This is a genomic window from Natronorubrum thiooxidans, assembly GCF_900156475.1.
Classification (GTDB): domain Archaea; phylum Halobacteriota; class Halobacteria; order Halobacteriales; family Natrialbaceae; genus Natronorubrum; species Natronorubrum thiooxidans.
The window spans coordinates 41,144-61,925 of record NZ_FTNR01000017.1 but is presented as its reverse complement, the minus strand read 5'-3'; the positions used below and the strand labels follow the sequence as shown (position 1 = coordinate 61,925).

Annotated in this window: 15 protein-coding genes; 7 read left to right on the top strand and 8 right to left on the bottom strand. The window is 61.7% G+C overall.

Annotated elements, in window-relative coordinates; genetic code table 11:
- Positions 1 to 395: 395 nt before the first annotated feature.
- Positions 396 to 1,811, bottom strand: coding sequence for a dihydroorotase (locus tag BW940_RS18045; RefSeq protein WP_235847853.1), 1,416 nt, complete (start codon positions 1,809 to 1,811; stop codon positions 396 to 398).
- A gap of 132 nt (positions 1,812 to 1,943) precedes the next feature.
- Here BW940_RS18045 and BW940_RS18040 point away from each other — a divergent pair, with 132 nt between their 5' ends.
- Positions 1,944 to 2,696 (top strand): SDR family NAD(P)-dependent oxidoreductase, encoded by a 753-nt coding sequence (locus BW940_RS18040; RefSeq protein WP_076610590.1) that lies wholly within the window; start codon positions 1,944 to 1,946, stop codon positions 2,694 to 2,696.
- On the opposite strand, the gene BW940_RS18035 is transcribed toward BW940_RS18040, so the two are convergent.
- A complete protein-coding gene (locus BW940_RS18035) occupies positions 2,693 to 3,334 on the bottom strand; it encodes an isochorismatase family protein (protein WP_076610597.1) in 642 nt (213 codons plus the stop codon). The two genes, BW940_RS18040 and BW940_RS18035, sit on opposite strands and share 4 nt — an antisense overlap.
- Positions 3,335 to 3,573: 239 nt before the next feature.
- On the opposite strand from BW940_RS18035, the gene BW940_RS18030 reads away from it, so the two are divergent.
- The 3 genes from BW940_RS18030 to BW940_RS18020 all read left to right on the top strand — a co-directional run bounded on the left by BW940_RS18030 (position 3,574) and on the right by BW940_RS18020 (position 6,693).
- On the top strand, positions 3,574 to 4,341 hold the full coding sequence (locus tag BW940_RS18030; protein ID WP_076610589.1) for an IclR family transcriptional regulator: 768 nt from the start codon (positions 3,574 to 3,576) through the stop codon (positions 4,339 to 4,341).
- Between the two features lie 79 nt (positions 4,342 to 4,420).
- Positions 4,421 to 5,659: a Zn-dependent hydrolase gene (locus BW940_RS18025; protein ID WP_076610588.1), complete on the top strand. Its 1,239-nt coding sequence runs from the start codon at positions 4,421 to 4,423 to the stop codon at positions 5,657 to 5,659.
- Positions 5,656 to 6,693, top strand: a complete 1,038-nt coding sequence (locus BW940_RS18020; RefSeq protein WP_076610587.1) for an LLM class flavin-dependent oxidoreductase — start codon at positions 5,656 to 5,658, stop codon at positions 6,691 to 6,693. The genes BW940_RS18025 and BW940_RS18020 overlap by 4 nt, the downstream gene beginning before the upstream one ends.
- Before the next feature lie 120 nt (positions 6,694 to 6,813).
- Here BW940_RS18020 and BW940_RS18015 read toward each other — a convergent pair whose 3' ends face one another.
- Positions 6,814 to 8,295 (bottom strand): CoA-acylating methylmalonate-semialdehyde dehydrogenase, encoded by a 1,482-nt coding sequence (locus BW940_RS18015; protein ID WP_076610586.1) that lies wholly within the window; start codon positions 8,293 to 8,295, stop codon positions 6,814 to 6,816.
- A gap of 179 nt (positions 8,296 to 8,474) precedes the next feature.
- Between BW940_RS18015 and BW940_RS18010 the strand changes: the two genes are divergently transcribed.
- Together BW940_RS18010 and BW940_RS18005 are read left to right on the top strand one after the other, a co-directional pair.
- Complete coding sequence (locus BW940_RS18010) at positions 8,475 to 9,824, top strand: aminotransferase family protein (RefSeq protein WP_076610585.1); 1,350 nt, start codon at positions 8,475 to 8,477, stop codon at positions 9,822 to 9,824.
- Positions 9,825 to 9,899: 75 nt separating this feature from the next.
- Positions 9,900 to 10,415 (top strand): Lrp/AsnC family transcriptional regulator, encoded by a 516-nt coding sequence (locus BW940_RS18005; RefSeq protein WP_076610584.1) that lies wholly within the window; start codon positions 9,900 to 9,902, stop codon positions 10,413 to 10,415.
- A gap of 18 nt (positions 10,416 to 10,433) precedes the next feature.
- On the opposite strand, the gene BW940_RS18000 is transcribed toward BW940_RS18005, so the two are convergent.
- The 3 genes from BW940_RS18000 to BW940_RS17990 all read right to left on the bottom strand — a co-directional run bounded on the left by BW940_RS18000 (position 10,434) and on the right by BW940_RS17990 (position 15,038).
- The gene (locus BW940_RS18000; protein ID WP_076610583.1) at positions 10,434 to 10,895 is read right to left on the bottom strand and encodes a GNAT family N-acetyltransferase; all 462 of its coding nucleotides are present in this window, start codon (positions 10,893 to 10,895) and stop codon (positions 10,434 to 10,436) included.
- Positions 10,896 to 11,037: 142 nt separating this feature from the next.
- The gene (locus BW940_RS17995) at positions 11,038 to 13,011 is read right to left on the bottom strand and encodes a hydantoinase B/oxoprolinase family protein (RefSeq protein ID WP_076610582.1); all 1,974 of its coding nucleotides are present in this window, start codon (positions 13,009 to 13,011) and stop codon (positions 11,038 to 11,040) included.
- Between the two features lie 2 nt (positions 13,012 to 13,013).
- Positions 13,014 to 15,038 carry a hydantoinase/oxoprolinase family protein gene (locus tag BW940_RS17990; RefSeq protein ID WP_076610581.1) on the bottom strand — a complete coding sequence of 675 codons (2,025 nt, stop codon included), beginning with the start codon at positions 15,036 to 15,038 and terminating at the stop codon, positions 13,014 to 13,016.
- 186 nt (positions 15,039 to 15,224) lie between these two features.
- On the opposite strand from BW940_RS17990, the gene BW940_RS17985 reads away from it, so the two are divergent.
- Positions 15,225 to 16,658 (top strand): amidase, encoded by a 1,434-nt coding sequence (locus tag BW940_RS17985; protein WP_076610580.1) that lies wholly within the window; start codon positions 15,225 to 15,227, stop codon positions 16,656 to 16,658.
- 156 nt (positions 16,659 to 16,814) lie between these two features.
- On the opposite strand, the gene BW940_RS17980 is transcribed toward BW940_RS17985, so the two are convergent.
- A complete protein-coding gene (locus BW940_RS17980; protein WP_076610579.1) occupies positions 16,815 to 18,647 on the bottom strand; it encodes a hydantoinase B/oxoprolinase family protein in 1,833 nt (610 codons plus the stop codon).
- Positions 18,644 to 20,743, bottom strand: coding sequence for a hydantoinase/oxoprolinase family protein (locus BW940_RS17975; RefSeq protein ID WP_076610578.1), 2,100 nt, complete (start codon positions 20,741 to 20,743; stop codon positions 18,644 to 18,646). Before BW940_RS17975 ends, BW940_RS17980 begins: the two co-directional genes overlap by 4 nt.
- Positions 20,744 to 20,782: the final 39 nt, after the last annotated feature.

The following is a 20,782-nucleotide window of genomic DNA, read 5'->3' as shown; positions in this document are numbered from 1 at the left end:
GAACACTCGCGTACACGACAAGAAATCCGTAATCGGCATCATCCGTCCTTGCCACCGCCTACGTCATGCTCCTACTTCAACGTGCAAAGCTGAGTAACTCAGATATCGCTTTTCATTAATCGAGCGGTACTCTGTTCGGATTCGGAACGAAATACGACTAAAATAGCGTCGACAGTTTGACATCTGACCAGCTGGCAGCTATCATCGATCGACGACATGTCCTGCCGCACGGTGGAACTTACAATGGTTCGACTCGTCTTCGAACTCGAGATGTTTTTACGCGAGACGGACAGTGCAGGATCGGCCGGTTGCGACGCTGTCGCTACTCGAGGCACGCTGGGGCCTCGAGGATGCTGCCGATCATGGCCTCTCGACAGCACGGTCGAGCAGGAACGTCATTCAGCCAGTTGAACGCCGTCTTCGTAGCGTGGCAGGTACGAGCCGATCCCGCCTTCGGTGAGAACGTCGTTGTGTTCGACGACGAGTTCACCGCCCTTGATCGTGTGTGTCGGCGCGCCAGTCAGCTCGCGGCCGAATGACGAACACCAGCGGTTGTCCAGCCCGTAGAGGTAGTCTTCATCGACAGTGAACTCCTTTTGCAGATCGACGATGACGGCGTCGGCGTCTGCACCTTCAACGAGCGCACCTTTCCGCGGATAGATGCCGAACCGCTTTGCGTTGTTCGTCGAGCAGACCTCGACCAGCCGCTCCATCGAGATCCGGTTTTTGTTTACGCCTTCGCTCAGCATGAGTGGAAGGAACGTTTGCAGACCCTGATCGCCCGGTGGGGCCTCCCAGACGCTGCCGTCGCGGGGGCCTTTGAACTCGAGTTGGTACGGGCAGTGGTCGGTGCCGACGTGGTCGAACGTGCCGTTTCGGAGGGCCTTCCAGAGGGCCTCCTGATCCGATTTGTAGCCGATCGGTGGCGAAATCTTTCCCCAGGTGCCGACGTCCTCGTCTTCGCAGTGGTTGGCGAGGAAACTCGGCAGGGTTTCGCCGTGGATACTGACGCCGCGGTCGTTGTACCGGCCGAGTGCGTCGACAGTTTCTTCCATACTGTTGTGGACGACGTACGTCGTCGCGCCGGTGTGTTCGGTGAGCATGCCGATCTGTTCAATCTGCATTGCCTGACTGATTCCCGGGGAGGCGTCGGCCCACGCACTGAGGTCGTCTCGCCCCTCCGATTTGATTTCCTCGACTTTCACCGGACCGAGATCGTCGTTTTCGGCGTGAAACATGACGACTGCGTTTTCCATCTCGGCCGTCTTTTTCAAAACGGTGTAGACGCGACCGGCGTCGGAGTGGCCGATTCCCAGCTCGGGAGCCGACGTCTTGTACATGTTGAAAAACAGTTTAAACGACCGGATTCCTTCCGCAGCGAGGGCGTCGATTTCGTCGATATGATGGTCCTGATGGACGATCGCATGAAACCCGAAGTCGATGTAGGACTGTTGCTCGCCGGTGTCGACGAAGAAGTCCATGTCGGGAACGTACGGCTCTTCTTGGAGGAGGAACGTAAAGAACGACGTCACACCGCCGGCGAGACAGGCTTTCGTCTCGGTTTCCATATCGAGTTCGTACTGGGTGTGATAGTCGTTCTCGTATCGAGAGATTCCCATGTGGTTGTGCGGGCAGATGATGCCCGGAATGAGGTAATTCCCATCCGCGTCGATCGTTTCGTCAGCTTCGGGCAGCGAACTGTCCGACCCGATGGCGACGATTTTGCCGTCTTTGGCGGCCATTCCGCCGTGGATCGTTCCGGACGGGGTAACGACTCGTGCGTTAACGACTCTACTGGTGGCTTCTACCATACACCATACTGACGGAGGGAGGGCTTAACTTTACAGGAAACCACAATCTATTTGATATGATTGGGGACGAAGCAGCGAAACGAGATACGGACTGACGTGAACAGTTATACGGTTTGTACTGGACTGTCGTATATGGGCCGAGTAGACGGTACACAGGCGTTAGTGACGGGAGCGAGCAAAGGCATCGGACGCGGCATCGCTGAGGGATTGGCTGCAGAGGGCGCGACAGTCGGCGTCAACTATCCGCCACAGGAAGGATCGAGCCACGCCGACGACGTCGTCGAGACGATCGAAGCGAACGGGGGCACCGCACGCACGTTCGAAGCCGACGTCAGCGACGCCGCCGATGTTGAGTCAATGATCGACGCGTTCGAAGCTGCGTTCGGAGCGATAGACACCCTCGTTAACAACGCGGGGATCCTGACCCAGTCACCGCTCGAGGAGATGCCCGTCGAGATGTGGGACGAAACGATCGCGGTGGACTTGCGCGGGACGTTCCTCCCGACGCGGTTTGCCCTTCCCGGGATGCTCGAGTCGGGCGACGGCTCGATCATCAATGTGGCCTCACAACTTGGGATCGTCGGCGGCGAAGAGCTGGTCCACTACTCGGCTGCCAAAGGCGGCGTGATCGCGATGACGCGGGCGCTCGCCCGCGAGGTGTCGCCGACAGTTCGAGTCAACGCCGTCGCGCCGGGACCGGTCCAGACCGAGCTGTTGGACGACATCAGCGAGGAGTGGCGCGAGGCGAAAGCGGCACAGCTTCCGATGGATCGACTCGGCGAGGTCGAGGATATCGTCCCGACGGTCGTCTTCCTCGCCTCCGAGGAGAGCAGCTATTATACGGGCCAGACGCTCAGCCCCGACGGCGGGGACGCGATGCATTAGCTCGGTTTTGGGCCATCGCGAAGATACTCACACACCTCGTCGACTGGTTTGACATCGCCGTACTTCGCGTGGATATCGAAGAGGTTCGCCGCGTGTGGCTCCTCGAGTCGGTCGCCGACGCTCCCCTCGGGGACGATCACGCGAAAGCCGTGGGCACAGCCGTCGACGGCTGTCGCGCGGATGCAGCCGCTGGTCGTACAGCCAGCGACGATGAGCGTATCGACGCCCCACGCGGACAGCATCGAGTGGAGTTCGGTTTCGTGAAACGCACTCGCCTGTCGCTTGTCCAGTCGGTGGTCGTCGTCGCGAAGGTCGAGTCGCTCGTCGAACGCGACCCACTCCGAACCTGCAGCCAGTATCTCGAGTGTGGGGATCTTCTCTACCCAGGTCCCGAGATCGGCTGCCTCCGGGTGGGTGGTGACAATGCGGGTCGCCACGACGGGACAGTCGGCCTCGTGGGCGGCCTTGAGGAGCGCGTTCGTTCGCTCGACGACGCCTGTGAGGTCGCCACCGAGCGGACACGACGGATCGGTAAAGCCCTGTTGCAGATCGACGACGACCAGTGCGGGCGTGTCGCCGTAGCCGATTTCGTTGTCCAGTCCTGCACGATCGTATACCTCTGGTGTCTCTGCTGGCATAGTCGGGTGGTCCATCGCGGACGAGGCGCACACGTCGGTTCGTCCGGGTGGATACCACGACGTCGCTCGAGAGCGGCAAAAAGATTCGTGTCGGTGGGATCGACGAAACCAGTGGATCGTCCAACTCGGTGCGCACTGGTCGCCGTGAATCCTGCTTTAATTATATAAGGAAATCCCTAGTATCACCGATTTGAACAGCGAAACGGTCATTTAGGAATAGTGGCATTGTATAACATAACATGGCAAGCGTCGAACCAGGTTCGTCAGTAAAGTCCGTTGATCGGCTGTTCGAGATCATCCACGTTCTGGACGAACTCAACGGCGCACGTGTGACCGAAGTTGCGACGCGACTCGAGATGCCAAAAAGCACCGTTCACGACCATCTGTCGACGATGCACCAGCACGAGTACGTCGTCAAAGAGGGCAACGAGTACTACCTCAGTCTCCGGTTTCTCAGACTCGGCGAGCACGCTCGATGGCGAAAAGAGGCGTATCGACTCACGTACGACAAAGTGAGCCGACTGGCCGAACGGACCGGCGAGCGCGCGCAGTTCATCGTCGAAGAACACGGAAAAGGGGTCTACGTTCACCGCGAGACGGGTGAGTATGGCGTGAAAACGAACTCGGATATTGGAGAGAGCGTTCCTCTCCATGCGACTGCTGCAGGAAAGGCAATTCTTAGCGCGCTTCCCGTGCCGTACATGGAAGCGTTGCTCGCGAAACTCGAACTCGAGCGATTCACCGAGTATACTGTCACGGACGTCGACGAGCTGCGGGCGGAACTGCAGATTGCGCGGGAGCAGAACTACGTATTCAACGAGGAGGAGTATACGAAGGGGTTGACCGCTGTCGGCGTGCCGGTGCTGGAACAGTCGGGAGCAGTCCTCGGTGCGATCAGCCTTTCGGGGCCGACGTATCGAATGCAAGGTGAGTGGTTCACCGAGGAAGTGCCGTCGATGCTACTGGGCACAGTCAACGAACTCGAACTCGATATTACGTTTTCGTAGCGACGACGTTCCCGTTTGTGATGAATATGCGTGTTGTTTCCACACAAAGGCTTATCTATGGTTCCCGAGAGGTAGCTGTATGCCCATTGCGTTACAGCGAGAGCGCTTCGTATCGACGATGAAAGAGCAGGCCGAAATCGGTGGGACTGCCGATGGTGGCTTACACAGACTCGCGCTGTCCGACGACGACAAGGAGATCCGCGACTGGTTTATGGAGCAGCTGACTGCGGCCGATCTCTCGGTCCGGGTCGATGAGTTCGGAAACATGTTCGGACGCCGTGCGGGCACTGATCCCGACGCAAAGCCAGTGTTGGTCGGCTCTCATCTCGACTCCCAGCCCTACGGCGGTATCTACGACGGTGCACTCGGCGTCATCGCCGCTCTGGAGCTGATCCGGACGCTTAACGACAACGAGCTCGAGACCGAACACCCCATCGAGATCGTCAACTGGACCAACGAGGAAGGGTCGCGGTTCCAGCCCGCGATGCAGGGCAGCGGCGTCTGGGCCGGCGCACACGACCTCGAGGAAGAGTACGCCAAGACCGACGTCGATGGGAACGTCTTTGAAGAAGAACTCGAGCGCATCGGCTACAAGGGCGAGGAACCCTGTGAGCCCCCCGAGGAGTACGAGGCGTATCTTGAACTCCACGTCGAGCAGGGCCCCTACCTCGAGGAAAACAAAAAGGACGTCGGCGTGGTCACGGGAATCGTCGGCTTCACGTGGGGGGCGATCACGTTCTACGGCGAGGCCGACCACTCCGGGCCGACACCGATGCACTACCGACAGGACGCGCTGGTCGCGGCGGCCGACGTCATCACCCAGATCCGGCGCATTCCGAGCACGCTCGGCGAGCGCACTGTCGGCACCACGGGCTACATCGACGCCAAGCCGAACTCGATCAATATAATCCCCGAGGAAGTCACCTTCACCTGGGGGTTCCGTGATCCCTCCGACGACGTGATCGACGAAGCCCGTCGGCGCGTCCTCGAGGAAGCGGAGTGGGCCGCCGAGCGGGAGGGCCTCGAGTGGGAGTACGAAGACCGAATGCGTGCTCCAGCGGTCGAGTTCGCCGACGGGTGTGTCGATGCGGTCCAGACGGCTGCGGACGAGCTCGGCTACGATAGTATGCAGATCTTCAGCGGCGCGGGACACGACGCAACACATATGCACAGCATCTGCGATACGGGAATGGTGTTCGCGGTGAGCGAGAACGGCAAGAGCCACAACGAGTCGGAGTACACGAGTTGGGACGACTGCTACAAGGCGTCGTCGACGATTGCGAACGCTGCCGTTGACCTCGCCGGAGGTGCGAAATGAGCGATCCGACGTTCGATCGACTCGGCATCTGGAACTGGGAGAGCGAGGATGTCGCCGACGAAATCGAGTACGCAAAGTACGCCGAGTCCAAGGGATTCGACTCGGTCTGGCAGGGCGAGTCGCGGCTCGTTCGCGACGCCATGACGATTATGGGGGCGTACACGCAGGTGACTGACTCGGTCAAGTTCGGGCCGGGCGTGACCAACTGTTATACGCGAAACGTCGCCCTGATGGCTCAGACGTTCTCGACGCTTCATGAACTGTCTGGCGGCCGGGCGATGCTCGGTATCGGCGCGTGGTGGGATCCGCTTGCGAGCAAAGTGGGAATCGACCGCCAAAATCCGCTTCGGTACATGTGGGAGTACTGTACCGTGCTCAGGAAGCTACTCGATCTCGAGACCGTCACCTACGACGGGCAGTACATTCAGGTCGACGACATCGAACTCGATCTGGTGCGGGCCAACGCCGAGCCGCGGACGGTGCCGATCTACATTGGGGCGACCGGGATGACGATGAACAAGATGGCTGGCGAACTGGTCGGTAACGGCACCATCGACGGCGTCTACATGAATTACCTGATCCCGCCAGCACACAACGAACGGGCGATGGAGAAGCTCACCGAGGGCGTCGAGAAACAGGGCGGGACGATCGACGACGTCGACCGGCCACAGCTGATCGCGGTCTCGATGGACGAGGACGCGGACGTCGCCATCGACAACGCTCGCGGGCTGGTCACCCAGTACATCGGCCAACAGCCCCACATCACGAAGGCGTCGGGGATCGACCCCGAAGTCGGCGAACAGGTCGGCGAGGAACTCGGTGGCTGGCCTGCCTCGGCCGAGGATATCGAGCGCGCCAGCCGACTGGTCCCCGACGAGGTCGTCACGAACATCGTCGCCGCCGGGACGCCAGAAGACTGTGTTCAGAAGGTCGCGGAGTACTGTGATGCTGGCTGTACCGAACCGTCGCTGTACTCGCTCGGCCCGAACGTCAAGGAAGTGATCGACGTCTTCGCGGAGTTCAAAGCCGAGTGAACCGCCTCGGGGCGTGACCCCGAGGCACTCGGCCTGCTCTGCCTGCAGATACTCGAGGACGGCGTTTTGGTTTGTCGACAACGCGACTCTCGCTTGAGACGGATATCGAGCTAGCCGGGATCAGTTATCTGGCCAGCGCTCGATGTAGACGTTCTTGTCCGTGTAGAAGTGGATCATGTCCTCTCCCTGTGCGTGGAGGTCGCCGAAGAACGAATCGCGCTGGCCGCCGAAGTGGAAGAAGGCCATCGGGGCGGAGGTGCCGACGTTGACGCCGAGGTTCCCCACGTCGGCGCGGTGGCGGAACTTGCGGGCGTCGAGGCCGCTGCCCGTGAAGAGACTCGCCGCGTTCCCGAAGTCGCTCATGTTGAGGACCTCGAGTGCCTCGTCCATGTCTTCGACAGCCATCAGTCCGAACACCGGCCCGAAGATCTCTTCTCGAGTGATGGTCATCTCCGGGGTCAGGCCGCCGAACACGGACGGTGCCAGGAAGTTGCCGTCCTCGTAGCCGTCGACGGTGACGTCGCGGCCATCGAGGAGGAGGTCGGCACCTTCGTCGATGCCGGTTTCGATGAACTCACGCACGCGCTGTTCGTGTTCGGCTGTGATGAGCGCGCCGATGTCGACGCCCTCGTCGAGGCCGTAGCCGACCGTCTGGGCCTCGGCTTTCTCGAGCACTAGTTCCTCGAACTCGTCGTAGACGCCTTCTTCGACGAGGACGACGTCGTTAGCGAGACAGCGCTCGCCGGCGCAGGCACACGCCGATGCGACCGTTTTTTCGGCGGCGAACTCGAGATCCGCCGTTTCGGTGACGATGATGTGGTTTTTCGCGCCGCCTTGGGCTTGGACACGTTTCCCGTGTGCGGCGGCGGTCTCGTAGACGTGTTCCGCGACGGGGGTGCTGCCGACGAAGGAGATGCCGGCGATGTCCTCGTGCTCGAGCAGCGTGTTGACGGTGTCGACGCTCCCGTTGACGAGTTGGACGACGCCGTCGGGAAAGCCCGCCTCGTCGATGAGTTCGAACATGCGCTGGGCGACTAGTGGATCGCGTTCGCTCGGCTTCAGAATGAAGCTGTTGCCGGTCGCGACGGCGTACGGCAGGAACCACAGGGGAATCATGCCTGGGAAATTAAAGGGGGTGATAGCTGCGAAAACCCCGAGCGGTTTGCGAACGGCGCTCTCGTCGATATCGGGAGCCGCGTTCAACAGGGTGCCACTTTGCATCATCGAGGGAATGCCACAGGCGACCTCGACGTTCTCGATGCCACGACGAAGTTCGCCGCGAGCCTCCGCGAGCGTCTTGCCGTGTTCTTCGACGAGAATCTCCGCCAGTTCCTCCTGGTGGTCCTCGAGAAGCCCTTTCAGCTTGAACAGCGGCTGAATCCGGGCTTCGACGGGCGTCGTCGACCACTCCTCGAACGCCTCGAGGCCGGCCGCAACGGCATCGTCGACGTCCGGTGCGGAGCTAAACGGGACGAACGAGAGTTCGTCGCCGGTCGCTGGATTGTCGACGGGCAGCCCGTCGCCGTCATCTGGGTGCGTCCACGTGCCGCCGACGTAGTTCTGTACCTCCCCCGTTTCCGAGAGTGATTCTAACTCGACCATGGGGGGAGATAACACAACCAATGAAATAACTCTTCGGTATTCGATCTACGCTGTTCAGTGGTAACCGGAAATAGCTGGACAGAATTCTATAGAAAATGGGATTGTCGGGAAACAGTCTTCTGAAATGAGGGTTTGGTAAAGATTAATGCAGGATGAGGAACAACGTAGGGGATATATCAATGTCAGATACGCAATCATCCGATGACGTGCTTCCGGCGGATGCGACCGAGACCGAACGGCTGGACAAAGAGTATGTGTTCGGCACTTGGTCGTTCCAGAGTGAGGTTTCTCCGACGGAGGTCACCGGCGGCTCAGGCGTCCGATTTACTACGGCAGACGGCGGGGAGTACATCGATTTCTCGGGACAGCTTATGTGTTCGAACCTCGGTCACTCCGCGGACACCGTCGCCGATGCGATGGCCGAACAGGCCCACGAGGGCGCGTACTTCGCCCCGGGCTTTACGACCGAACCGCGAGCGAAGCTGGGTGAGAAACTCGCAGAAGTGACGCCGGGGAACCTCTCGAAGACGTTCTTCTCGACCAGTGGCACGGAGGCCGTCGAGGCCGCGATCAAGATCGCCCGCATGTATACGGGCAAACAGAAGATCATCTCCCGCTACCGCTCGTATCACGGTGCCACCGCCGGCTCGATCAGCGTCACGGGCGACCCACGGCGGCTAATGGCCGAACCCGGCGTCCCCGGTTCGATCAAAGCCCCCGACCCGTACGCCTACGGCTCGACGCTCGAGCCCATGGAGAGCCTCGAGTACATCGAGGAGATGCTGATGCTCGAGGGCGACACCGTCGCGGCAGTGATCGTTGAACCCGTCGTCGGCTCGAACGGAATTCTTGTCCCGCCGAAGGAGTATCTCCCCCGGCTCAAGGAGATCGCCCACGATCACGGCGCGTTGCTCATCTGCGACGAGGTGATGAGCGGCTTCGGACGCACCGGCGAGTGGTTCGGCTGTGACGTCTTCGACGTGACACCCGACATTATGTCGATGGCAAAAGGGCTCAGCGGGGCCTATGCACCACTTGGCGCGACGATCGTCACCGACGAGATCGCTGCCCACTTCGAAAACGAGATGTTCTGTCACGGCCACACCTACGCGGGCCACCCCGTCGCCTGTGCCGCCGGGCTCGCTGCGGTCACCAGCTATCAAGAGCAGGACCTGATCTCACACGCTAACCGCGTCGGAGAGTACCTCGGGGAGCGACTCGAGGAACTCGCAGAAAAGCATCCAAGCGTCGGCGAGACACGAGGTGTCGGCCTCTTCCGCGGGATCGAGTTGACGAAAGACCCCGACGAGCGCGTCCCCTTCGGCCACCGTTCCGACAAGATCTCGATGGGCTCGACCGTCGTCGACGAGGTCAGCAGCGCCGCGTGGGACGAAGGCGTTTACGTTGGCAACATGATCAACACGCTCATTATCGCGCCGCCGCTTCCGATCACCGAAGACGATATCGACGAGGCCGTCGCAGCCCTCGACGTCGCACTCGAGGTCTCTGACGCGGCGATGGATAAGTAGCGACACGGCTCGCTCGAGGGTCGCCTCGTCGCGCTCGAATCGCGCTTTTAACTGTCCCCCGACGAACCCACTGATATGGAACCCAACGACCGACCGACCATCGACGAGACGGACATCAAGATCCTCGAGCGCGTCGAGCACGATGCCGACGTTAACCTTTCGGAGCTGGCGGCGGATCTCGGTCTCTCGAAATCGGCGGTCCATTACCGGCTAAACAAGCTCAAAGATGCCGACGTCATCACGACGGTGTCAGCTGACGTCGATCCGCTCGCACTCGGACTCGAGATGATGGTCATCACGGAGGTATCGGTGGCCCACGAGAGTGGCTACGCCGAAGATATTGGTCGTTCGCTCACCGCGATCGACGGCGTGTTTCAAGTGTACTATACGATGGGCGACGTCGACTTTATCGTCCACTCGCGCGTACAAGACCGCGAGCAGATGAACGACCTCATTGACGAGATCGTGACGATCGATGGCGTCAACGAGACTGCCTCGACGTTCGTGATGAACGAACTGAAGACTAACACGGGGACGGTCGCGAACATGTCCGAGGAGATGATCGAGACCGTCACCGACGGAACGGACTGATACGGTCTGCTGTAACGATTACTCGCTCGCTTCGCCGTCGTCGTTCGTGAGGTCGTATTTGAACGAGTAACAGTACTTCTCATAACCGAGTGTGTCGGTGTAGAATCGGTGTGCGTCGTCACGCCAGAGCCCCGACTCGAGTTCGACCGCTTCACAGCCTTCCGTCGCCGCCCAGTCGTGGACAAACGAGAGGAGCTGTTCACCGAACCCCTCCGAGCGCCGGGATTCAGTCGTCACGAGATCGTAGACGTAAGCGTGCTTCCCGAGGTAGAAGTTGGTCGAGACGGTGACGCCAGCAACGGCGACGATCTCGTCGTCGTCGTAGAGGCCGAACAGTCGATACCCTTCCTCGTGCATCTGCTCGTACAGTTCGAAAAACAGGTCTTCGTCCAGATGTGTTCGCAGTTCGTTGAGAATCGGAAACCCTGTGCGCAGATCATCCTCGGTCGATAGCTGTCTGATGGTGGTCGTGGTGCTCATCTGTGTCTCGCCTCGAGTCTCTGCCGCATATTGACTGCCCACTGACATGTCGACAGCGGCAGACGATCGATAGCAGTGTGATTGAGACAGCCTATCATAAAAAACGTTTCGTCGCATCATCGACAGGTTGAGAGTCGGGCGTTCAGCGCCACTCAGCCACGGCTCGCCGCTCGAGCATCTCCCGGAACTGGGCCGTCGTCCGCTCGAGGAGTTCGCCGGATTCCCACTCGAGGATCACGCCGTACCGTCGGACGAGATCCAGTTGATCGAGGTCGCCCTCGCGGTAGCGTTCGGCGACCGACTCGGGGTCTGCCTCGAGCCAGCCCTCGCGGTGCTCGCGGATGTGGTCGCGTTTGTCCGCCGTCGCTTCGTGATCGATCTCGTACTCGCACAGATCCGGATCGACGGCGTCGATCACCACGCCGTAATCTTTCGCCGCGCGTTCGATCGAGACGTAGTCGTCGATGACGTCCTCGCGGACCGCGTCGGGGTCGCGCTCGAGGGGATCGCCAAAGCCGCCACCGCCGGAGGACGGTCGAGTGAACTGATCGCCAGTCTCGATCGGTCTGTTCGAGAACACGGTCCCGAGATCTTTGGGATCCTCATCTGCACGCGTGAGGGTAACGCCGTGGGGCACGCCCGGCAGGCCGCCGTCTAATCCCCACGTGACCGAGTACGCCCGATCGGAACAGTAGGAGATGACGCTGTTTTCACACTCGAGCAAGCGTCCGCCTTTCTCGACGCCACAGCCGCCGCGGAACTCCCCGGGGCCGGCCGAGTCCGTGACGATCGAGTGCTGGCTCGTCAGTAGCGGCGTGTCGCGTTCTTGGCCCTCGAGCGACTGGACGGCCAGTCCCGCACCGAAAACGGGTGCGGTCGCGTTCGCGCCGTCTAAGCCGTCTCGACCGCCCCAGCCGCCGGCCATCCAGTCGTACCACATGAACTCCTCGCCATCACGGTCGGGACGGCGGTCCGTCCCACCCGAGAGCAGATACTCGAGGTTGAAGGCACAGGCCATCGCCCGCTCTGGCAACACCTCCGACCACATCTCGAAGATGGCGTTCATGACTTTCTCGTACGCCCCCGCAACCGACCCCGTAACGGGGACGGGCTCTGGGGCGTTGACCACTGTTCCTTCGGGAAGCGTCGCGTCGACGACCCGGTACATCCCCGAGTTGAGCGGCACGTCCGGGAAGAACATCTTCGTCCCGGCGATCACCGCCGAAAACGACGTCCCATACGTGGAGTTCAGGAAGTTGCCGATGTACTCGTCCGACCCCGAGAGATCGTAGTGGACCTCGTCGTCGTCGATCGTCATCTCGACGTCGATCGTGACGAAGCCCTCCTCTTTCGCCGGGTCACCGTCGATGTAATCCTGTGTTCGCCAGGTGCCGTTCGGGAGGTCGCGAATCCGCTCGCGCATGATCCGTTCGACGTAGTTTTTCGACTCGTCGAACGCCGTTTTCACGGTGTCGATCCCGTACTTGTCGACGAGTTCGAGCAGCCGCTCTTCGGCGATTCTGGTCGCTTCGGTCTGGGCACGCAGGTCGCCCATGCGGTCTTCCGAGAGGCGCATGTTCGTCACCAACAGGTTGGCGACGTCGTCCTGGAACTCGCCGCGGTCCCAGATTTTCAGCGGCGGAATCCGCAACCCTTCCGCGAAGTGGCTGTTCGCCTCGATGTTGAACGAGCCCGGCGACGGGCCGCCGACGTCGGCCCAGTGACCGTTCGATTGGGTGACGGCGATGAGTTCGTCGTCGTAGAACACCGGCCGCATGATCCGGACGTCGTTGATGTGTGTCGCCCCCAGATACGGGTCGTTGACGATGTAGACGTCGCCCGGGTTGATGTTCCCCTCGAAGTACTCGAGGGTCTCCTTGCAGGTGTAATGCAGCGTGCCGACGTGGACGGCGATGTCCTGTGAGCCCTGCATTACCGTGTTCCCTTCCGCGTCGTTCAGGCAGTTGCTGAAGTCGCGGTTGTAGATCACGAACGAGTAACACGTTCGCTGGATCTGTTCGGCCATCCGGTCGACGAGGTTCGTAAACGAGCTTCGCAGAACCTCGAAGGTGACCGGATCGAGGTCGATATCTGTGTGTGCGTCTGTCTGTGACATGGTTATATCTCGATGATCAGGTTCCCCGTCTGTTCGACTTCCACACTGGCCTCGGGGGGCACGACCACGGTGGAATCCATCTGTTCGACGATCGCGGGGCCACTGAACGTCGCCCCAGCACCCAGTTGCTCGCGCTGGTAGAGATCCGTCTCGACGAATCCGCCTGCGTCCTCGAAGTACACCGCTCGAGTGCCGAGGTGAGCGTCGTCGACGCTGCCCGACTCGATTTCGGGGAACGACGGCTTCTCGACGAGGCCACGTCCCGTGACGCGGATTCCATAGATTTCGACGGTCGCGTCGCGATCCGAGTAGGCGTAGACGCGTTCGTGTTCCTCGTGAAACCGCTCACGGATCTCGTCGACGCTCTCGATCGGCAACGAACACGGGACGGCCAGCGATCGCCACTGACCGGCATAGCGCATCTTCACCTCGTGTTCGAGGCGGATCTGGTCGTCTTCGATCTCTTCGGCGCGTAGTCGCTCGAGGATCTCCGATTCGACCTCGGCGAGCGCCGCTTCCAGGTCGTCGGCGATCTCCTCGGTTGCGTTCGCGACGAACGTCTTCGAAAGGTCGTGTTCGACGTCGACGAGCAGACAGCCCAGTGCGGAGTTGATCCCGGGGTACGGCGGGACGATGACGTTCGGAATGTTCATCTCGCGGGCGACGTGGGCGGCGTGCATTGGTCCGGCCCCGCCGAAGGCGACGATGGCGAAGTCACGGGGGTCGTAGCCCTTGCTCGTCGAGACGAGCCTGACGGCGTTGCACATGTTTGCAATGGCGATCTGTTCGATCGCGGACGCTGCTTCGGTCGCGTCGAGATCGAGTGGCTCGGCGATGTCGCGTTCGATTACCTCTCGAGACGGGCCAGCCGTGGCGTCCATCTCACCCCCAAGGAACTTGTCGGGGTCGACCCAGCCGAGCAACACGTTCGCGTCGGTGATTGTCGGCTTGTCACCACCGCGCATGTAACAGGCGGGGCCGGGGTCTGCCCCTTGGCTGCGCGGCCCGACACGGAGCGAGCCACCCTCGTCGATCCAGGCGATCGAGCCACCGCCCGCGCCGATCGTCTTGATATCCGTCGAGGGAAACATGATCGGGTAGCCGTACTCGACGGCCCACTCGTCAGTCATCTCGATGTCGCCGCCGTAGGTGAGCGAGACGTCGACGCTGGTGCCGCCCATGTCGAAGCCGATCGCGTTGTCGAACCCGCACTGTTCGGCGATGTACTGGCCGGCGATCGCCCCCGCCGTCGGGCCGGAGTTGGCGATCCGGGCCGCGTAGTAGGCGATCGCTTCGGTGGTCATCACGCCCCCGCCGGAGTGCATCGCGAGGACGTCGTTTTCGTAGCCTCGGGACTCGAGTTGGTCTGCGAGATCGGTCAGATACTCCCTGACGACGGGCACCAGCGCCGCGTTGACGATCGTCGTACTCGTCCGCTCGTGTTCGAACATCTCCGGGAGGATCTCGTGTGAACAACAGACGAACGCGTCGGGGTGCTCTTCTTCGACGATCTCTTGCACCCGCCGTTCGTGGTCGCCGTTAACGTAGGCGTTGATAAGCGAGATCGCGATCGTGTCGATGCCCCGCTTTTTGAACACCTGCACGACCTCCCGAACGTCGTCTTCGTCGAGCGGCGCGACGACCTCTCCGTTGTAATCGATTCGCTCCGTTACCTCGAGTCGATCACGTCGCGTTACGTAGGGGTCTGCGACGTCGGTATAAGCGTCCCAGACGTCTTCTTTGGTCGCGTCTCGGATCTCGTGGACGTCCCGGAAGCCCTCCGTCGTGATCAGGCCCGTTCGCGGCAGGTCGCGCTCGATCAGGGCGTTGGTCCCGACCGTCGACCCGTGCGAGAAGAAGTCCAGATCGCTGATCGCCGTCTCCGCTTTCGTCAGCCCGTTGATCACCCCCTCCGCGGAGTTGTCCGGCGTGGACGGCGTTTTCGTAATTTCGATACATCCAGTCTCTTCATCGAAGATTATCAGGTCGGTAAACGTCCCACCGATATCGATACCTGCTCGAGTCATGGTACCATCTCACGCTGTAGAACACGGAAGGAGTATATAACGTTTTACTCGATAGAACCATTTCCTCCACGGCTGTCGATACGACTAAGCACATTGGGTGTCATTCGAACGCATGACCCGACGCGTCAGCGATAGTACACAGTCTCGACAGTGCCGAACCCGACCACACGACCGAGGCGACCGCCGATGACCGAGTCCGACCTCGCCGCAATGCGAACCCAGGCCGAACGCCTCGGTTTCGACCTCTCCGAATCGCTGCTCGAGGAGATCCTCGAGACGGCGACGGCTGGCGACTCGGAGGCGACGGCGACCACGACGCAATCAGCTGAGGGTGTGGGCCACCGCTCGGATGACGACGAAAACGCCCTGCTCGCCGTCTTCGACGAACCACGCACTCGAACCGATTCGGGGCCGCTCGCGGGGACGACCCTCGCGGTCAAAGACAACATCGCTGTCGCCGACCTCGAGATGACTTGTGGCTCGGCGGCGTACTCCGTCGTTCCCTCAGAGACGGCGCCGTCTGTCGATCGGCTCCTCGATGCGGGTATCGCGCTCGTCGGCAAGGCCAACATGGAGCCGTTCGCGATGGGGCCGACCGGCGAGTTCAGCGACTTTGGCCACGTCACGAACCCGCTCGATTCCGAGATCGTTGCCGGCGGCTCCTCGAGCGGTAGTGCCGCCGCCGTCGCAGCCGGCAGCGTCGATGTCGCCCTCGGCACAGACACGGGCGGCAGCGTCCGCCTTCCGGCAGCCTGCTGTGGCATCGTCGGCGTCAAGTCGTCGCACCGACTCGTCCCACGGAACGGGTTCGTCGACTTCGCGCCCTCGCTGGATACGATCGGTCCGATGACGCGTGACGTCTCGACAGCGGCGAGCGCGCTCGCGGCCATGGCTGGTCCGGACCCCCGAGATCCGACGTCGGCCGATCGCTCCCTCGAGTTCGAGACGCTCGAGGATCTCGACGACGTCGAGGGACTGACCGTCGGCATCCCGGAAACGCCGTTCGAGCGGTCCTCGGACGAGGTCGCCGACGCCGTTCGGACGGTCACCGACCGGCTCTCGACGCTCGGCATCAAGACCGTTCCCGTCGAGTTGGATCTCGGCGACACCGAAGCTGCCTACCTGAACATCGGCGCAGCGGAGTTCTCGTGGCTCGTCTCCGGCAACGGCGTCACTAGAGGGCAAGGGACAGGCTACAACGAGGAACTTCGACAGGCGTTCGCGGCTGCCCGCGAAGCGGGCCTCGGTGAGCACGTCGCGAGACGGATTCTACCACCCGCGTTCCTCGACATGACCAGCGGCGGGGCGACCTATGCCGCCGCTCGAGCCGAGGGCATTGAGTTTACGACCCGACTCGAGACGGCGTTCGAGTCCGTCGACGTCCTCGTCGCTCCGACGCTTCGCGTCCGTCCGCCGGCCGTCGAGACGGTCACGACGCGTGCGGATCTCATCCCGATCCTCGGCAACACGGCCCCGTTCAACATCGCCGGTACGCCGGCCGTCACCGTGCCCGTGACGTCGCTCGATGGGCTTCCGGTGAGCGCCCAGGCGATCGCTCCGCAGTTCGAGGACGGCCTGGCACTTCGCGTTGCACGCGCCCTCGAGCGGGTTGCTGACTGATAGGGGTTCTCGTAGCCGGCCGGTTGTTTCTATCGATATGTGCAGCTTCCGTAGCTCGGTTTCCGTGCCGCAAATCTATGAGCTCCTACGAGAATCCCTCTGAGCCGGTTCGTCGCTCGAGCGCGTCCCACCTCGACCGGCAAAAATAATTACCGACTACTCGTTCCGCAGTTCGTCCGTCGCTGCCGTATCAAGCGTGCCGTCTTCGATGACGACGCCGTACTCCTTGCGGGCGTCGGTCTCCGAAACCAGTCCGTCGAGGTAGTCCTCGTAGACGGCGTCGGCTGGCCGCTCGTACGGATCGCCGTAGCCGCCGCCGCTCGCCGTCTTGATCAGCACACGATCGTTGGCTTCGAACTTGTAGCCGGACTCTTTCGAATGAAGATCCAGCACCTCGCCGTCGGCTTTGATGTGTTTCAAGTCGCCGTGAGTCCCCTCGCCGCCACCGAAGAGGCCGTGCGGGCGGTACGTGTTGCCGTCGCCTTCCATCGTCATCACGGCGTCCGTGAGGAACTGCGACTCGCGGACGATCCCGTGGCCGCCTCGAGTCCGTCCGGCACCGTGGCCGTCCTCACGGAGCCCGTAGCGTTCGATCCGCATCGGATGGGAGAGTTCGATGTCTTCGACGGGCCGGTTTTTGGTGTTGTGAACGAGCGCGTCGACCGCGTCGAGGCCGTCCGCTTCGGGCCGACCGCCGTAGGAGCCCTCGTTGACCTCGAGGTAGACCCAGTACTCGCCGTCGTCGTTCGTCCCGCCGTAGCTCACGAAGTACACCTGTCCGCAGGTGCCCGCACAGACCTTCTCGGGGATCGCATCCGCGAGCGCCTTGATAATGAGGTCGCTCATTTTGTCCACCTGATTAATGCGGGCGAACGCCGACGTCGGCGGCGTCGGATTGAACATACAGCCCGGTCTGGCCTTCGGATGGACGGGTGCGAACGTCCCCGAGTTCTGTGGCAGGTACTCGTCGCGAACGAAGGTGTCCATCAGGAGCGACCGAATCGTGAAGTAGATACAGACGTCGGTCGAGCCGTGGAACGGAATGTTGTACCCCGTCGGCGTCTGATCCGCCGATTTGCTCATGTCGACGGTGATGTCGCTGCCGTCGACGGTCACCTCCGCAGCGATCTTCAGTCGCTGCCCCCGGTTTCGACCGTCGTCGTCGAGATAGTCCTCGGCGTAGTACGTCCCATCGGGGATCGTCCTGATCTCGTTGCGCAGGAGCGCCTCGGCGTAGTCCATCAGCGCCTCGCCGGCCTGCTGGATCTCCTCGAGCCCGTACTTTTCGACGAGGTCGAGATACCGATTTTCGCCGACGTGACACGAGGAAATCTGGGCCTGCAGGTCGCCGATGACCTCTCGGGGCGTCCGAACGTTGTCCTCGATGAAGTCCCAGATGCCGTCGACCCGCTCGCCCTGATCGTAGACTTTCGTCGCCCGGAACAGGCTTCCCTCGGCGTACATGTCCTCGAGGTCGATCGCGAGACCGGGCGTCGCTGAGCCGATGTCGAGGTGATGGGCCGTGTTCGCCGCCCAGGCGATGTGCTCGCCCTCGTAGAAGATGGGGACAGCGACGGCGATATCCGGCGAGTGGCTCGCGCCGTAGTGGGGGTGGTTGTGGATGAAGACGTCGCCCTCGTTGATAATCTCCTCGCGGTCGACGCCGCGTTCCTCGAACGTCTTGTACATGCCGTCGAGGTAGCCGATCAGCGAGCCGACGTGCATCGGCGTCGAGTCGCTTTCACACAGCTCGCGACAATCCGTAGTGAAGATCCCCGCGCCCATGTCCTCGCTCTCGCGGATGATCGAGGAGTACGACGAGCGGATGAGTTTGTACCCCATCTCCTGGGCGATCGTATCGAGTTCGCCACCGATGACCTGCATCGTCACCGGATCGATCTCGCGTTCGCGGAGAACGTCCGCCGCGGTCGTCTCGTCGTGTTCGTCGTCCGGTGCCGTCTGGTCCGTGTGGTCTGGATGTGTCGTCATCGTTTCTCCGTCGTCAGTATGATCGATCCGTTCGCTTCGACCGTCGCCGTCCAGTCGGGGTTGACGACGACCGTGCTGTCGAACTCGTCGACGATCGCCGGCCCGTCGATTTCGGTGCCGGCTGCCAGTTTCTCGCGCTCGTATCGTGGGACGGTCAGCTTTTCAGGGGCGTCCGGAGTGCCGAAGACGATCGTCGACTCCGTCGTCTTGGCTGTCTCGAGCGTGCCGTCGGCGGCGATCTCGGGTGGCGCGTACGATTCCACGTCGCCGATCGCGGTCACGCGGACGTTGAGCAGTTCGACGGGGTCGTCCTCGAAGTAGTGGCCGTACTCGGCCTCGTGTCGCTCCTCGAAGCGCTCGCGGAGTCTGGCGTGCCAGTCGCCGTCGGTTCCGTCGAAATCGATGTTCAGTTCGTACCCCTGCCCGTCGTACAGGCAGTCGACCGACGATCTGAACGTCCACCGCGAGGGATCGATCTCGTCGCGCTCGAGTTGCTCGCGACCCCGTGTCTCGAGTCGATCGAACGCCTCTTCGATGAACTCGCCGTCGACTTCCTCGAGCGGGCTGCTGATCGTCTGCTGGTAGTCGTATTTTACGTTCCCCGTCAGGAGCCCGCGAGCTGAGGCGATCCCCGGCGACGGCGGCACCAGCACCGTCGAGACCTCCAGTTTCTCGGCGATGCTTGCGCCGTGCATCGGGCCGGCACCGCCAAAGGCGACCATCGTGTACTCTCGCGGGTCGTAGCCCCGCTGGACGGTCTGTTCGCGGATCGCCCGGTACATGTTCGTGTTCGCGACCTCGAGCGTGGCGAGTGCGGCCTGTTCGGGCGTCTCGAACTGCGCCTGGTCGGTTCGATCACACAGTTGCGTCTGCAGGGCGTCCCGAGAGCGCTCGGGCTCGAGGTCGAGGTCGCCGCCGAGGAAGCTGTCGGGATCGATCCGGCCGAGGACGACCTGCGCGTCGGTCGTCGTCGGCTGGTCGTTGCCGCGGGCGTAACACGCCGGCCCCGGGTTCGCGCCGGCGCTTTTCGGGCCGACGTTAAAGCCCATCGCGTCGTCGAACCAGGCGATCGAGCCGCCGCCCGCGCCGATCGTTTCGATGTCGAGCATAGGCGTGATCGTCGGATAGCCGCCGACGGTACTGTCTCGCGGATCGCGCTCGAGGACGCGCCCGGGAATCACGGAGATATCGGCGCTGGTCCCGCCCATGTCCAGCATGACGAGATTCGGTTCGTCGACGTTCCCCCCTTCGAACGCCGCCGAGAGCACGCCGGCGGCTGGCCCGGAGACGAGCGTCGTCACCGGCTGTTCGGCAACGTTCTGGACGCTTGCCATGCCGCCGTTGGACTGCATGATGAGCACTTCGGCGTCGAAGCCCTCGTCGGCGAGGCCGTCACTGAGCCGTGTCAGATACGTCGACATGACGGGCTCGAGGCGGGCGTTGATCGCCGTCGTCGTGAATCGTTCGAACTCACGGAACTGGGCGACGACCTCGCTCGAGGTCGAGACGCTGACGTCGGGGAACTTCTCGTGAATGAGTTCTTTCGTTCGGTCCTCGTGCTCGCGATTGAGATAGGAGTGGAGATAACAGACGGCGATCGATTCGACGCCATCGGCGACGAGATCACCGGTTTGTGCCAGTACCTCGTCTTCATCCAAGGATGTGATGACGTCGCCGGGTGGGTAGATTCGCTCGGTAATCTCTTTGCGATGTCGTCGTTCGACGATTGGCTGTTCTTGCCAGACAATCGTCTGCTGAAGGGAGAAACTGTGGGGTTTTCGATGGCGGCCAATATGTAGAACGTCTCGAAAGCCGTTCGTCGTGAGCAGTCCCGTTTTCGCTCCCTCGTGTTCGATAAGAGCGTTCGTCGCGACCGTCGTTCCGTGGAGGATCTGATCGACGTCGCCGGGTTCGATACCGGCGTGCCGACAGACTTCGACGATACCGGTGATCGTCGACTGCGATGGATCCGCTGTCGACGGGGTTTTGAACGTAAACTCGTCGTCCTCAGTGACGAGAATAACGTCGGTGTTCGTGCCACCGACGTCGACGCCGACACGGGTTTCACTACTTCCGTCTGTGCTCTTGCTAACCATACACAAGAAGTCACTCTCTGCTGGAGGATTTAACCGTTT